This is a genomic window from Inhella proteolytica, assembly GCF_016093275.1.
GTDB lineage: Bacteria > Pseudomonadota > Gammaproteobacteria > Burkholderiales > Burkholderiaceae_C > Inhella > Inhella proteolytica.
Genome location: NZ_JAEDAK010000003.1, coordinates 245,055 through 258,319, shown reverse-complemented (window position 1 = coordinate 258,319; position 13,265 = coordinate 245,055). Strand labels below are relative to the sequence as shown.

9 protein-coding genes are annotated in these 13,265 nt (G+C 69.7%); 4 read left to right on the top strand and 5 right to left on the bottom strand.

Annotation, left to right across the window (positions count from 1 at the left end; translation table 11 throughout):
- Positions 1–7 precede the first annotated feature (7 nt).
- From I7X39_RS06265 to I7X39_RS06255, 3 genes are read right to left on the bottom strand one after another with little or no spacing between them, the layout of a single operon-like run.
- Positions 8–883 carry a hydrolase 1, exosortase A system-associated gene (locus I7X39_RS06265; RefSeq protein WP_198110114.1) on the bottom strand — a complete coding sequence of 292 codons (876 nt, stop codon included), beginning with the start codon at positions 881–883 and terminating at the stop codon, positions 8–10.
- Complete coding sequence (locus I7X39_RS06260; RefSeq protein WP_198110113.1) at positions 880–1,677, bottom strand: hydrolase 2, exosortase A system-associated; 798 nt, start codon at positions 1,675–1,677, stop codon at positions 880–882. Before I7X39_RS06260 ends, I7X39_RS06265 begins: the two co-directional genes overlap by 4 nt.
- A gap of 6 nt (positions 1,678–1,683) precedes the next feature.
- Positions 1,684–1,938 carry a phosphopantetheine-binding protein gene (locus tag I7X39_RS06255; RefSeq protein ID WP_198110112.1) on the bottom strand — a complete coding sequence of 85 codons (255 nt, stop codon included), beginning with the start codon at positions 1,936–1,938 and terminating at the stop codon, positions 1,684–1,686.
- A 157-nt stretch (positions 1,939–2,095) separates the two neighbouring features.
- On the opposite strand from I7X39_RS06255, the gene I7X39_RS06250 reads away from it, so the two are divergent.
- Positions 2,096–3,700, top strand: coding sequence for an acyl-CoA ligase (AMP-forming), exosortase A system-associated (locus I7X39_RS06250; protein ID WP_198110111.1), 1,605 nt, complete (start codon positions 2,096–2,098; stop codon positions 3,698–3,700).
- Complete coding sequence (locus tag I7X39_RS06245) at positions 3,697–4,926, top strand: pyridoxal-dependent decarboxylase, exosortase A system-associated (protein ID WP_232351750.1); 1,230 nt, start codon at positions 3,697–3,699, stop codon at positions 4,924–4,926. Before I7X39_RS06250 ends, I7X39_RS06245 begins: the two co-directional genes overlap by 4 nt.
- On the opposite strand, the gene I7X39_RS06240 is transcribed toward I7X39_RS06245, so the two are convergent.
- Together I7X39_RS06240 and I7X39_RS06235 are read right to left on the bottom strand one after the other, a co-directional pair.
- Complete coding sequence (locus I7X39_RS06240) at positions 4,923–6,722, bottom strand: putative bifunctional diguanylate cyclase/phosphodiesterase (protein ID WP_198110110.1); 1,800 nt, start codon at positions 6,720–6,722, stop codon at positions 4,923–4,925. The genes I7X39_RS06245 and I7X39_RS06240 overlap by 4 nt on opposite strands.
- Entirely contained in the window at positions 6,719–10,570 is a 3,852-nt protein-coding gene (locus I7X39_RS06235) for an ATP-binding protein (protein WP_198110109.1), read from the bottom strand. Before I7X39_RS06235 ends, I7X39_RS06240 begins: the two co-directional genes overlap by 4 nt.
- A gap of 173 nt (positions 10,571–10,743) precedes the next feature.
- Between I7X39_RS06235 and I7X39_RS06230 the strand changes: the two genes are divergently transcribed.
- The gene (locus I7X39_RS06230) at positions 10,744–11,721 is read left to right on the top strand and encodes a BMP family lipoprotein (protein ID WP_375140746.1); all 978 of its coding nucleotides are present in this window, start codon (positions 10,744–10,746) and stop codon (positions 11,719–11,721) included.
- Positions 11,722–11,733: 12 nt separating this feature from the next.
- On the top strand, positions 11,734–13,263 hold the full coding sequence (locus I7X39_RS06225) for an ABC transporter ATP-binding protein (RefSeq protein WP_198110108.1): 1,530 nt from the start codon (positions 11,734–11,736) through the stop codon (positions 13,261–13,263).
- Positions 13,264–13,265 lie beyond the last annotated feature (2 nt).

The following is a 13,265-nucleotide window of genomic DNA, read 5'->3' as shown; positions in this document are numbered from 1 at the left end:
CATGCACTCAGGCCGGAAAGTGGCGCTGCAGCCAGGCCAGGGTGTCGGCCAGCGCAGCCTGCAAGGCTTCGGGCTGCGAGAAGGTGTGATCCGCCCCCGCGTAGTCGCGCCGCTCCAGCTGGTTGCGGCCATCCCAACCCTGCCAGCTCGGGCGGTGGGCGGCGGTGTGCAGGAACTCCTGCGCCGTCAAGTCGGCGGAGCACAGCTGCAGCAGCAGCGGGCCGTGGCCCGCACGCCAGCCTTTTGCCATGGCGTCCTGAAACGCCATCGGGCCGGCGGCGGCTTGCGGCCGCTGAGCGGCCAAGCGGCGCGCCTGCCACCAGCCCCGCAGGGCTCCCAGCCCGACCCCGCCGCTGAGCAGCTTGCGCCAGAAGGCCGGGTTGCGCAGGCGCTCCCAGTAGTAGTGCTTGACGCGTGCCGCCGCCTCGCTTTGCGGCGAGCGCGTCCAAGGGTTGGCCAGCACCCAGCCGCGGACGAAGTCCTGCGGCCGGCGAGCGGCGTGCAGCAGGGCTGCCGAGGCGCCGTCGCAAAGGCCCCAAAGCACCACGCCCTGCAAGTCCGGGCGGGCCTGGCGCAGTGCGCCGATGGCGCCATCAATGTCGTCGTCCAGGACTTCGAAGCTGCGCAGCGCGTCCACGCAATCCCCGAGACCGCGGTGGTCGAAGCGCAGCACGGCATAGCCGCCAGCGGCCAGGGCACGGGCCATCTTCACGAACTGGCGGTGTGCGCCCACGCGGTACTGCGGGCCCCCAACGATTACCAACACGGCCACCGTCGCCAGCGGTGCCTGCGCCGGTTCGCTCAGCAGCGCCACGCTCCGGCGGCCCTGCAGGCTCAGGGGCAACAGGGTCTCGCGCACGCCCTGGTGTTCGATCGTGTTCATGCGCGCTGCCCTCTCTGCTGTTGCAGCCAGCTCAGGCTGGTCTGGGCGAGTGCAGGGCAGTCCTCCAGTTCGGTGGTGGCCCAGGGTTGCGGGCCCTGTACCGCTTGGGCGCTGATGCGCTCGGGGCGCGCCCATTGCTGCAACAGTCGCTCCGAGGCGGGCAGCAGCTGTGGAGCATCCTGCGTTTGGACCTCCAGCCACAGCGTGCTCTGGTCCGGGGCGTTCAGCTGGGCGCTGGCCAGCCCATCGCTGAGGCCCTGCCGCAGCCCGTAGCCCGCCACGCAGACGGTGGCGCCACTGGCCAGGTCTGCCAGCAGGGCTGCCGTGTTGCCTCGCTGCCCTTGGCCCAATTCCGCCGCCAGGCGCAGCCGCAGAAACTGCTGGAGCACCGTCTTGCCTTGCAGGGCCGGTTGCCACCACAGCCGGGCGTCCCAGGCGAGGTCCTGGCCCAGCAGGCAGCCCGCACGCACGCCCCAGGCGATCAGCGGCACCTCGGGGTGCTGCTCGCGCAGCCATTCCTGGCCGAGGCGGATGTCCTGCTGCCAGGCATCCCAGCTTGCATCCGCGAAGTCGCCGCTGCTGTCACCGCAGCCCAGCAGATCCAGCTGCAGCACCGCAAATCCGGCCTGCGCAAAAGCCTGTGCCGCGTGGGCCAGCACCCGCCGCATCTTGTTCAGCTCTTCAGCCCAGGGCGGCAGCAGCAACAGGGCCGCACGCACCGGTGTGTCCGGCCGGTGATGCAGCGCGAAGCGGTAGCCCGGCGTTCCGGCCAGAAAGAAGGCGGTGCGTGTCATCCAGCGTCAGCCAAGCTTGGCCGAGACGAAATCCACCAGACTCCCCACGGTTGCAAACACATCGCCGTCGATCTCGTCGTCTTCGACACTGATTCCCAGTCGCTCCTCCATGCCGGTGATCAGAGACACCACGGCCATGGAGTCCAGTTCCGGTACGGCCCCCAGCAGCGGCGTGCTGGCTTGAAATTGCTGCGCACGGCCGCCCAGGCTCAAGACGTCATCAAGCAGGCTCAGGACCTGCGACTGCAAATCAGCGGACATGGGAGGGCTTTCAAAGGGCGGCGCCAGCGCCTGGCCCGGGTTGGGAGAGGGGGCGAAATCTTAAGCGGCGGGGCCCCCGTGGACCTGGGGGAACCCCCGGTCCCCGGGGGAGCGCTGCGCTACATTGCCCGGCACCTTGCCGCCCTGCCGGTTCTCCATGTCCACCGAAGCCCACCTCCTGCACGAATTGATCGAGCGCAGCGCCGCCCGATCGCCCGACGCCCCTGCGCTGAGCTACCGCGCCGCCGAGCTCAGCTATGCCGAACTCTGGTCTCAGGTCCGGGGCTTTGCCCATGCCTTGCTGGAGCTGGGTTTGCAGCGCGGCGAACGGGTCGGTATCTACCTGGAAAAACGCTTCGAGACGGTCGTGGCGAGCTTCGGTGCGCCGGCCGCTGGCGGGGTCTTCGTGCCGATCAATCCGCTGCTCAAACCCGAGCAACTCGGTTTCATCGCCCGTGACTGCGGCGTGCGGGTGCTGGTGACTTCGGCCGATCGCTACCTGCAGTTGCTGCCGGTGCTGGCCGAGTGCCCGGACTTGCGCGCGGTGATCCTGACGGAAGGTGCCGCGCAGCAGTCCGCCCAGCCCTGGGCCGTGCTGGACTGGGCTGAAGCCCTGCAGTCCGCGGCGCGCAGGCCGCACCGTGTCGTGGACAGCGATGTGCTGTCCATCCTCTACACCAGCGGCAGCACCGGCCGGCCCAAGGGTGTGGTGCTGAGCCATCGCAATATGGTGGCGGGAGCCAAATCGGTGGCCAGCTACCTGGGCAATCACGCGGACGACAGCCTGCTGGCAGCCTTGCCCCTGTCCTTCGATGCCGGTTTCAGCCAGCTCACCACCGCCTTCCACGCCGGCGCGCGCGTGGTGCTCTTGAACTACCTGCTGCCGCGCGACGTGCTGCGGGCGCTGGAGAAGGAGCGCATCACCGGCCTGACCGCCGTGCCGCCGCTCTACATCCAGCTGACTCAACTGGAGTGGCCCGCGGCGGTCAACGAGCACCTGCGCTACTTCGCCAACACCGGCGGACGCATGCCGCACGACACCCTGCAGGCACTGCGCCAGCGAGTTCCGTCTGCCAAGCCGTTCTTGATGTATGGCCTCACCGAGGCCTTCCGTTCCACCTACCTGCCGCCCGAGGAAGTGGATCGCCGGCCCGATTCGATCGGCAAGGCGATTCCGAACGCCGAGATTCTCGTGCTCCGCGAGGACGGCAGCGAGTGCGGCCCGGATGAGCCGGGCGAGCTGGTGCACCGTGGTGCCCTGGTGGGCATGGGCTACTGGGGCGACCCCGAGAAGACCGCCGAGCGCTACAAGCTGCTGCCGCCCTCGACAGCGGCACGGCTGTCCGGTCTGCAGTTGCCGGAGTACGCGGTGTTCAGCGGCGACACCGTGCGCAAGGATGCCGACGGCTTCCTGTACTTCATCGGCCGGCGCGACGAGATGATCAAAACCAGCGGCTACCGCGTCAGCCCGACCGAGGTCGAGGAGGTGCTGTACGCGACCCAGCTGGTGGGCGAATGCGCGGCCTTCGGCGTGGATCACCCGCAGCTGGGCCAGGCGATCTATGTGATCGCCACGCCCCCGGCGGGGCAGGAGCACATCGACCAGGCGGCGCTGCTGGCGCAGTGCCGGCAGCAGATGCCGGCCTATATGGTGCCCGCCACCATCGAGGAGCGCGCAGGCCCGCTGCCTCGCAACCCGAACGGCAAGATTGACCGGAGCAGCCTGGCCAAGGCGCTCCATGAGCCCAAGGGCAACGCATGAGTCAGGTACCCCAACATGTGGCGATGGACCAGTTCGCCGTCGCCGGCAGTGAGCTGCTGATCAATGGCCAGCCGCTGAGCCGCATTGCCGCGCGCGTCGGCAGTACGCCCTTCTATGCCGTGGACCGCAGCCTGCTGGACCGCCGTGTGGCCGAGCTGCGCGCCGCGCTGCCGCAGGGCCTCAAGCTGCACTACGCCATGAAGGCCAACCCCATGCCCGCCGTGGTGGCCCATATGGCGCGGCTGTTGGATGGCATCGACGTGGCCTCGGCCGGTGAGCTCAAGGTGGCGCTGGACGCGGGCGCCGACCCGCATGAGGTCAGCTTTGCCGGCCCTGGCAAGCGCGACCCCGAGCTGCTGCAGGCGGTGGCGGCCGGCGTGCTGGTGAATGTGGAATCGGCACGCGAACTGGCCGTGCTGCAGCGCGCGGCCGAGCAGCTGGGTCTGCCGGCCCGGGTGGCCCTGCGTGTCAACCCGGACTTCGAGCTCAAGGGCTCGGGCATGAAGATGGGCGGCGGGCCCAAGCAGTTCGGTGTGGATGTGGAGCAGGTGCCGGCGGTGCTGGACGAGATGCGCGCGCGCGGCCTGCAGTTCGAAGGCTTCCACTTGTTCGCGGGCTCGCAGAACCTGAAGCCGGAATCGATCTGCGAGGCGCAGCAGAAGAGCTACGAGTTGGCCCTGCGCCTGTCGGCGCAGACGCCGCAGCCGATCCGCTTCCTCAATCTGGGTGGTGGCTTTGGCATCCCCTACTTCCCGGGCGAGCAGCGCCTGGATCTGGGCCCGATCGGGGCGAACCTGGCCGCGCTGCAGGAGCGCGCGCGCCGCGAGCTGCCCGAGGCCGAGTTGGTCATCGAACTCGGCCGTTATCTGGTGGGAGAGGCGGGTGTCTACGTCACCCGTGTCGTCGACAAGAAGGTCTCGCGCGGACAAACCTATCTGGTGTGTGACGGCGGCCTGAACCACCATTTGAGCGTGTCCGGCAATTTCGGCCAGGTGATCCGCAAGAACTACCCGGTCACGATCGGCAACCGCCAGGGCGGTCCGGCCGAACTGGTGTCGGCCGTCGGTCCGCTGTGCACGCCGCTCGATCTGCTGGCCGACAAGATGGCGCTGCCGCAGGCCGAGATCGGCGATCTGGTGGTGATCTTTCAGAGCGGTGCCTATGGCGCCAGCGCCAGCCCCGCGGCCTTTCTCGGTCACCCCGCGGTGACCGAGGTGCTGGTTTAAACAGCGCTGCGCAGCGCCGCTTCGCTCAGCCCCTCGGGCTGATGGAAGTGGTAGCCCTGCGCGTACTGCACGCCAAGCTCGCGTAGCGCGGCGGCGATGCGCGCCGATTCCACGAACTCCGCCACCACGGGCAGGCCCAGGGCCTGGGCCATCTGCACCATCGAACGCACCATGGTGGCGTTGGCCTCGTCGTGGTCCATGTCGCGCACGAAGGCGCCGTCGATCTTCAGGCTGTCGAAAGGCAGGCGCTTGAGGTAGGCGAAGCTGGCGAAGCCGGTGCCGAAGTCGTCGAGCGAGAAGCGCAGGCCGGCGGCCTTGAGGCGGTGCATGAAGGCCTGTGCGACCTCCAGGTTGACGATCGCCTCGGTCTCGGTGATTTCGAAGCAGAGCTTGCTGGGCGCGCAGGGGTGGTCGGCCAGCAGGCCGAGGATGTAGTCGGCCAGGCCGGCGTCGCGCAGCGAATAGGCCGACAGGTTGATGCTGACCAGCTCGACGCGCTGAAGCAGCTCGGCAGGCAGGGCGGCCAGCTGGCCCAGCACCGCGCGCAGCATCCATCGGTCCACCTGGTCGATGATCTGGTAGCGCTCGGCCGGGCCGATGAAGGCGGCGGGGCTGATGACGCGTTGCTGCTCGGGGTCCCAGAGCCGGATCAGCGTTTCGAAACGCAGGCCGTTCGGCAGGCCGTCCTGCAGTGGCACGATGCGCTGGTAGAAGACGCGGAAGTGGTCGGACTTGAGGGCGTCGAGCAGGCGGTAGGCCCAGTTGACGGCCTCGCGCGGGTCGGCCTCGCGGGGCGAGGGCTGGTGCAGGCGCACGCCGGGCCCACCTTCGCGGCGCGCCAGGTAGCTGGCCTCGTCGGCTTTGGCCATGACCTGCTCGAAGGAGTAGTACTCGGTGCCGATCGGCACCACCGCCACGCGCGCGTCCACCGAGTAGGGGCGGCCGTCCCAATAAAACACGAAGCCTTCGAAGGCGCGCTTGATGCGCTGGCCCAGGGCCAGCACGGTGTCGGTGCTGCGCGGGCAGATGATGGCGAAGCGGTCGCCGCCCAGTCGGGCGATGAAGTCGTCGCCCGCGGCCAGCGCAGCCAGCAGGTCGGCCACCTGACGCAGCAACTCGTCGCCGGCGATGTAGCCGCAGGCGTCGTTGACGATGGAGAAGCGTGCCAGTTCGACGAGCACGATGCAGGCGCTGTCGTCGCCCCGGCTGGCCTGGCCCAGCAGGCTCTGCACATGGGTTTCGAGCGCGTCGCGGTTGTAGAGCCGGGTGACGAAGTCGTGCGTGGCCAGATAGGAGAGCCGGTCCTGCATGAAGCGGCGCTCGTTGATCTCCTCGCGCAGCTGGCGGTTGGCCTGCACCAGCTCCTGGGTGCGCTCGCGCACCCGGGTTTCGAGCTGGGCATTGAGCTGCTGCAGGTCTCGCAGCAGGCGGCGCTTTTCCAGGTGGTGGTGCACGCGCGCGCGCACCTCGTCGGCGCGCACCGGCTTGGCGATGTAGTCCACGCCGCCGGCGGCAAAGCCCTGGCTGGTGTCCTCGGCGCGGGCGGTGACGAAGATCACCGGCAGATCCTGGCCGCCGGGCAGGGCACGCAGGCGGCGGCAGGTTTCGAAGCCGTCGATGCCCGGCATCATCACGTCCAGCAGCACCAGGTCCGGCTGCGTGCGCGGCACGAGCTCCAGGGCCCGTTCGCCGCTGTTGGCGGCCAGGATGTCGAGTTCGGCGCCGGCCAGGATGGACACCAGCAGATCGATGTTCTCCGGCGTGTCGTCAACGATCAGCAGCTTGGCTTTGCTCATGCAGGGGTCTCGGGCTCTGCGGCGGCGCCGCCGCAATGGGTTTGCAGCAGGGCCTCTGCCGCTTGCAGATCGTAGCGGGCCAGGGCGGCCAGCAGCTCCCGGCGCAGCGGGGATTCCGGCTGCGCCTGCACCCATTCGCGCAGCTCCACGGCGCGGCCGGCCTGGGCCCAGGCCAGGGCCTGCGGCCAGTCGGCCGGCGGCGGGCTGGGCGCGGTTTCTGGCGCGGCCTCCGGCGTTGTGCGGCTACCCGTGTCGGGCGCGTCGGCTGGCACCAGTTCGGCGCCGGCGTGAGTCCGCAGCATCAGCTGGATCTGGCTGAAGTCGAAGGGCTTGGCGATGAAGTCGGCGAAGCCCATGGCGATGAAGGCCTCGCGTTCGTGCAGCAGGCTGGAGGCGGTGACGGCCACCATCGGGATGCGGCTCCACTCCGGGTGCGCGGCCAGGTGCTGGCGCAGGGCCACGCCGTCCATCACGGGCATGCGCATGTCGGTCAGGATGAGCTCCACCGGTTCCTCGCGCAGGCGCTCCAGGGCTTGCGCGCCATGTTCGGCGGCACGCACCTGGCAGCCCATCTGCAGCAGCAGGGCCACGAGCAGTTCGCGGCTGTCGGGGTCGTCCTCCACTACCAGCACGCGGCAGTGGCTGCCTGGGCGCAGGCGCAGCCGGCTGTGGGCGGCGCTGCTGGCCTCGCCCTGGGCCTCGGCGGCGCTGCAGCGCTGCAGCGGCAGCAGGATGCGTGCGCAGCTGCCTTCGCCCTTGCGGCTGCTCAGGCTGAGCTCGCCGCCCATGGCGCGCACCAGGCTGCGCGAGAGGCTCAGGCCCAGGCCGGTGCCGCCACGCAGCTGGCCGGCCTGGCCTTGCACGAAGGGGCTGAAGAGCTGGTTCAGCTCCGCTTCGTCCATGCCGGCGCCGCTGTCCTGCACGCGCAGGTCCAGGGCACCGGCGTCATCCAGCCGGGCGCTGACGCTCACGCCGCCCTGCACGGTGAACTTCAGCGCATTGCCCAGCAGGTTCAGCAGCACCTGGCCGAACTTGCCGCGGTCGATCAGCACGTGCAGGGGGCGTGGCAGCTCCAGGCTCAGCGTCAGGCCGAGCCCGCTGGAGCGCGCGCGCTCCTGCAGCAGGCGCACGGATTCCTCGATCTCGCGGCACAGGTCGACGCGCTCGGCGTTCAGCTGCAGGGCGCCGGCCTCGATCTTGGAAAGATCCAGCACGTCGTTGATCAGGCGCAGCAGGCGCGCGCCGGCGTTGTAGATGCTCTCCACGCGCTCGCGCACGCCGCTGCCCAGGCTGGCGTCCTCGCGCAGCAGCTGCGCGTAGCCCAGCACCGCATTCAGCGGGGTGCGGATCTCATGGCTCATGTTCGCCAGGAAGGCCGACTTGGCGCGGTTGGCGCTTTCGGCGCGCTGGCGCGCTTCGTCCAGGTCGCGTTCCAGGCGCAGGCGCTCGCTCAGGTCGGTCATCACCAGGGCCACGTAGCGGGCCTGGCCCTGCTCGTCGCGCATCAGGAACAGGCTGGAGTGCAGCTCGGGCGGCTGGGCGCCGGGGCGGCCGCGCAGCGGCAGCAGGCCGTTCCAGTGGCCCTGGGTCTGCACCTGGGGCCAGATCTCTTCGCGCAGGCGCTGGCGGGCGTCCTCGCCCAGGTAGTCGCGTGCGTGGCGCGACTGGCCTTCCTGCCAGTCCTCGTCGTTCAGCCAGCGCCGCGCGGTGTGGTTCAGGTAGACCAGCTGGCCTTGCAGGTCGGCAAAGGCAAAGCCCTGGGCGGCGCTGTCGGCCAGCCAGCGGAAGCGCTGCAGCAGGGCCTCGCGTTCGCGCCGCTGGGTGATGTCCCGTGCCACCCCGAGCAGGCCGATGCGCTGGCCCTGGGCGTCCCGAATGGCCACGCGGGTGACGCTGTGGATGCGCGCCCGGCCCTTGGCGTCCACCAGCTCCACCTCGGTCTCCAGCGGCGTGCTCAGCAGGGCGGCGCTGGCATCGAGCTCGGCGGCGTGGTCGAGGATGCTGCTGTCCAGGAACTCCTGGGCGGCATGCCCCAGCAGTTCGTCGGCGCTGCGGCCCAGGAAGCGCTCGAGCGCCGGGTTGACCAGGGTGTAGCGCCCGTTGACATCCTTCAGCCACGCCAGGTCGGGCAGGAACTTCAGCAGGGTGTGCAGCTGCGCGGTCTGATGCATCAGCTGCTCGCTGGACTGGCGCAGCTGGTCGGCCATGCGCTGGCGCTCCACCACCTCTTCGCGCAGCTGCGCGTTGGCTTGCTCCAGGTCGCGTGTGCGCTCGCCCACCTGCAGCTCCAGTTCGGCCTGCCAGCGTGCCAGGGATTCGTCGCGCCGCGTGCGTGCGGCCAGGAAGGCCGAGAGCAGGCCGCTGAAGGCCAGGCCGGCCGCGAGCGTCAGCAGCTGCAGGGCGCTGGGGCGCAGGTTCAGCTCGGGCGGCTGGGTGCGCAGCAGCCATTGGTGGTCGCCAAAGCGCACCGCCTGCTGCAGATGGCTTTCGCGCAGCCAGGTCTGCAGGGCGGCCTGCGCCTCCTCGCCATGCAGCTCCTGCACCTGGCCGCGCTGGCGCTGCAAGCCGGCGGGGGCGGCGTCGTCGCTCAGCAGCAGCAGCGGGTCGTGCCACTCTGGGAACTGGGCCAGGGCGGCCTGCAGCAGGGGCACCAGGGGCAGGCCGGCTTCCACCAGGCCGGTCGGCGGGGCCTCGTAGCCTTGCTCGAAGGTCGGGACGGCCAGCAGCACGGCCAGCTCCTCGTTTTCGGCGTAGTGCAGATTGCGAAGCACCGGGCTCAGCGCCGGCCGGCGCGTGGCCAGCGCCCGGTCGATCACGGCCCGGCGCGGTGGGTCGCTGCCTTCGTCGAGCCCCAGTCGGGCTTCCTGTCCGCCGTGCGGGTTCAGGCGCACCACCACCCAGTAGCTGGACTGTTCGGGGGCCACTGCCAGCCGCCCGTCGGCACCCGGGCTGGCGATGTGCTGGCCCAGTTCGGCCTCCAGCGCCGCGCGCTCGCTGTGCGGGATGCGGCGCAGATAGGCCAGATTGCGGATCCAGTGCTGCGAGTTGCGCAGCTCGGTGCCGGCGGTCTGGAACTCGGCCGGGCTGAGCGCCACGCGGAAATGCAGATCGGCCAGGCGCGCCACGCCCACCTCGGCTAGCTTCATCTGCGTCTGCAGGGTTTGCGCCAGTAGGCGCAGATCGGCGCGCTTGCCGGCCAACGCGCTCTCGCGCTCCAGCTGGCCCACCGTGAAGCTGCCGGTGAGGCTCAGGCCGATGCCCAGCGCCAGCACCGGAAAAGCCTGATTGGCCACGCAGTGCGCGCGCACGCCGCGGTGCAGCAGCATCAGGAGCAAGGGGCTGACCACCAGGATGCCGGCGCAGTCGCCCACCCACCAGGTCAGCCAGGCCTGCGCCAGGTCGCCCGCCGCCAGCCGGCCCTGAGCCAGCAGGGCGGCATTGCCCAGGCTGGTGGCCAGCACGCAGCCCAGCGACACCAGCACCACAAAGCGCAGCGCCCAGCGCCCGCCGCCGGCCTGCATGCGGGCCCACCAATCGCCCAGCAGCAGCTTCAGCAAGGCCCACTGGGCCAGGGACGCGCCGCTCAGCAGGCTGGCGGCCAGCAGCGCACCGGCGCTGCCGCGTGCCACCCACCAGTCATTCGCCAGGCTGGCCAGCAGCAGGCCGGGCAGCACCGGCCAGCCCCAGAGCAGCAGCGCCGCCACGGCCACGCCGGCGGCCGGCCAGAGGGTGGTGGTTTGCGCCGGCCCGATGGCCAGCGCGAGGCCCAGGCGCGCCGCCAAGCCGAACAGCAGGGCCAGCGCCAGGTTCAGCAGCAGCCACTGCACCGGCGTACGCGGACGCAGCATCAGCGGGTCGCCAGAGGCCGGAGGGCTCGTCAAAGGCATGAGCCATGCTAGACGAGGGGTCCATGCCCATGCGATTGGAGTGCATCCTCCAAGGCCCTTAAGGGCTTGCCCTAGGCGGTCCGGGCAGGGGGGCTCGTCCTTAGAATGGCGCCCTTTTGTATACAGTTTTCGCCATGGCTCTCTCGATGCGTCCCCTGTTCGCCGTGCTCGCCCTGCTGGTTTCGGGCAGCACCCTGGCCGCACCGGCCGTCATCTTTGACATGGGCGGCAAGTTCGACAAGAGCTTCAACGAGTCGGGCTACCGCGGCGTCGAGAAGTGGAAGGCCGAGACCGGCAAGAACTACCTCGAGTTCGAGATCAGCAACGAGACCCAGCGCGTGCAGGCCCTGCGCCGCATGGCCGAGCGCGGCGCCTCGCCCATCATCTCGATCGGCTTCGCCCAGGCCTCGGCGCTGGAGCAGGTGGCCAAGGAATTCCCGAAGATCCAGTTCGCCATCATTGACGGCGTGGTCAACCTGCCCAATGTGGCCTCGATCACCTTCAAGGAACACGAGGGCAGCTACCTGGTGGGCGTGGCCGCGGCGCTGAAGAGCAAGAGCGGCAAGGTCGGCTTCGTGGGCGGCATGGACATCCCGCTGATCCGCAAGTTCCAGTGCGGCTACGAGCAGGGCGTCAAGGCCACCAACCCGAAGGCCGAGGTGCTGGCCAATATGACCGGCACCACGGCCACGGCATGGAATGACCCCACGCGGGGCGCGGAACTGGCCAAGGCCCAGTTCGCCAAGGGCGTGGACGTGGTCTTTGCCGCCGCCGGCGGCACCGGCAATGGCGTCTACCAGGCCGCCAAGGACGCCGGCAAGCTGGCCATCGGCGTGGACAGCAACCAGAACCATCTGCAGCCCGGCACGATGCTGACCTCGATGCTCAAGCGCGTCGACGTCGCCGTCTACGGCGTGCTGAAGGACTTCAAGCCCGGCGTGCGCGCCCTCGGCCTGAAGGAAGAGGGCGTGGCCCCGGCGATGGATGAGCACAACGCCAAGCTGATCGACGCTGCGCTCAAAGCCAAGCTGGACGCCGCACGGGCCGACATCGTGGCTGGCAAGATCAAGGTCAATGACGCCATGGCCGATCCGGCCGCCTGCAAGAAGTAAAGCGTTTCCTCAATGTCTGCAGTCGCCCTGAAGGGCATCAAGAAGCGCTTCGGTGCGGTGCAGGCCAATGACGGTGTCGACCTCACGGTCGAGGCCGGCACGGTGCATGCGCTGATCGGCGAGAACGGCGCCGGCAAGTCCACGCTGATGGCCATCCTCTACGGCTACTACCAGGCCGATGAGGGCAGCATCGAAGTGAACGGCCAGGCCGTGCAGATCCGCAACTCGCACGAGGCGATCGCCCTGGGCATCGGCATGGTGCATCAGCACTTCATGCTGGTGGACACACTGACCGCCCTGGACAACGTGCTGCTCGGCGCCGAGCCGCATGCCTATCTGCCCAAGGCGCAGGCAGAAGTGCGCGCCGGGCTGGACCAGCTGATGGCCGAGACCGGCCTGCAGGTGCACCTGGATGCCCGTGTGGACAGCCTGCCGGTGGGCGAACTGCAGCGCCTGGAGATCCTCAAGGCCCTGTACCGCGGCGCCAAGATCTTGATCCTGGACGAGCCCACCGCGGTGCTCACGCCGCAGGAAACCCAGCAGCTCTTTGAGGTGCTGCGCGGCCTGCGGGCACGCGGCACCACCATCATCTTGATCACCCACAAGCTCAAGGAAGTGATGGCGCTCTCGGACGCCATCACCGTGATGCGCACCGGCCGCGTGGTGCACCGCTGCGCCACCGCCGAGACCGACGAAGCCCAGTTGGCCGAGGCCATGGTGGGCCGCAAGGTGGTGCTGGGCCGCGACGGCTCGGCCGCCCACCACCCGGACAGCGAACCCCTGCTCGAAGCCGAGGGCCTGGCCCTGCGCAATGGCCAGGGCGTGCCGGTGCTGAACTCGGTCAGCCTGCGCCTGCGCGCCGGCGAGATCGTCGGCGTGGCCGGTGTGTCGGGCAATGGTCAGACCGAGCTGCTGGAAGTGCTGTCGGGTCTGCACACGCCCGACGCCGGCCGCCTGAGCCTCGGCGGCAAGAGCTTCGGCCCCGCCGCCTGGCTGCACCCGAAGGAGGCGCGCGAGCGCGGCCTGGCCCATGTGCCCGAAGATCGCCACGCCTGCGGCCTGGTGCTGGGCTTCCCGGCCTGGGAATCGGCCGGCCTGGGCTACCAGAACCTGCCCAAGTACCGCCAGGGCCTGTTCGGCCTGAACCGCAAGGCCCTGCGCGCCGCCACCGCAGCCATGATGGAGCGCTTCGACGTGCGCCCGCGCAACCCTGAGCTGGGTTCGAGCAAGTTCAGCGGCGGCAACCAGCAGAAGCTCATCCTGGCGCGCGAGATCGGCGAGAACCCGAAGGTGCTGCTGGTCGGCCAGCCCACGCGCGGCGTGGACATCGGCGCCATCGAGTTCATCCACAACCAGCTGCGCGCGTTGCGCGATGCGGGTTGCGCGGTGCTGGTGGTGTCGAGCGAACTCGACGAGATCCTGGCCCTGGCCGACCGCGTGCTGGTCATGAACTGCGGCCGCATCACCGGCGAACTGCCGATCGAAGACTGTGACGAACGCAAGCTGGGCCTGCTGATGGCGGCCCAAGCGGAAGCGGCTTAAGC

Bases quoted from the DNA above. Each gene is read 5' to 3' on its own strand.
- I7X39_RS06230 (WP_375140746.1), top strand. From the start codon at position 10,744: ATGGCTCTCTCGATGCGTCCCCTGTTCGCCGTGCTCGCCCTGCTGGTT.
- I7X39_RS06235 (WP_198110109.1), bottom strand. From the start codon at position 10,570: ATGCTGCGTCCGCGTACGCCGGTGCAGTGGCTGCTGCTGAACCTGGCG.
- I7X39_RS06245 (WP_232351750.1), top strand. From the start codon at position 3,697: ATGAGTCAGGTACCCCAACATGTGGCGATGGACCAGTTCGCCGTCGCC.
- I7X39_RS06260 (WP_198110113.1), bottom strand. From the start codon at position 1,677: ATGACACGCACCGCCTTCTTTCTGGCCGGAACGCCGGGCTACCGCTTC.
- I7X39_RS06255 (WP_198110112.1), bottom strand. From the start codon at position 1,938: ATGTCCGCTGATTTGCAGTCGCAGGTCCTGAGCCTGCTTGATGACGTC.
- I7X39_RS06250 (WP_198110111.1), top strand. From the start codon at position 2,096: ATGTCCACCGAAGCCCACCTCCTGCACGAATTGATCGAGCGCAGCGCC.
- I7X39_RS06240 (WP_198110110.1), bottom strand. From the start codon at position 6,722: ATGAGCAAAGCCAAGCTGCTGATCGTTGACGACACGCCGGAGAACATC.
- I7X39_RS06225 (WP_198110108.1), top strand. From the start codon at position 11,734: ATGTCTGCAGTCGCCCTGAAGGGCATCAAGAAGCGCTTCGGTGCGGTG.
- I7X39_RS06265 (WP_198110114.1), bottom strand. From the start codon at position 883: ATGAACACGATCGAACACCAGGGCGTGCGCGAGACCCTGTTGCCCCTG.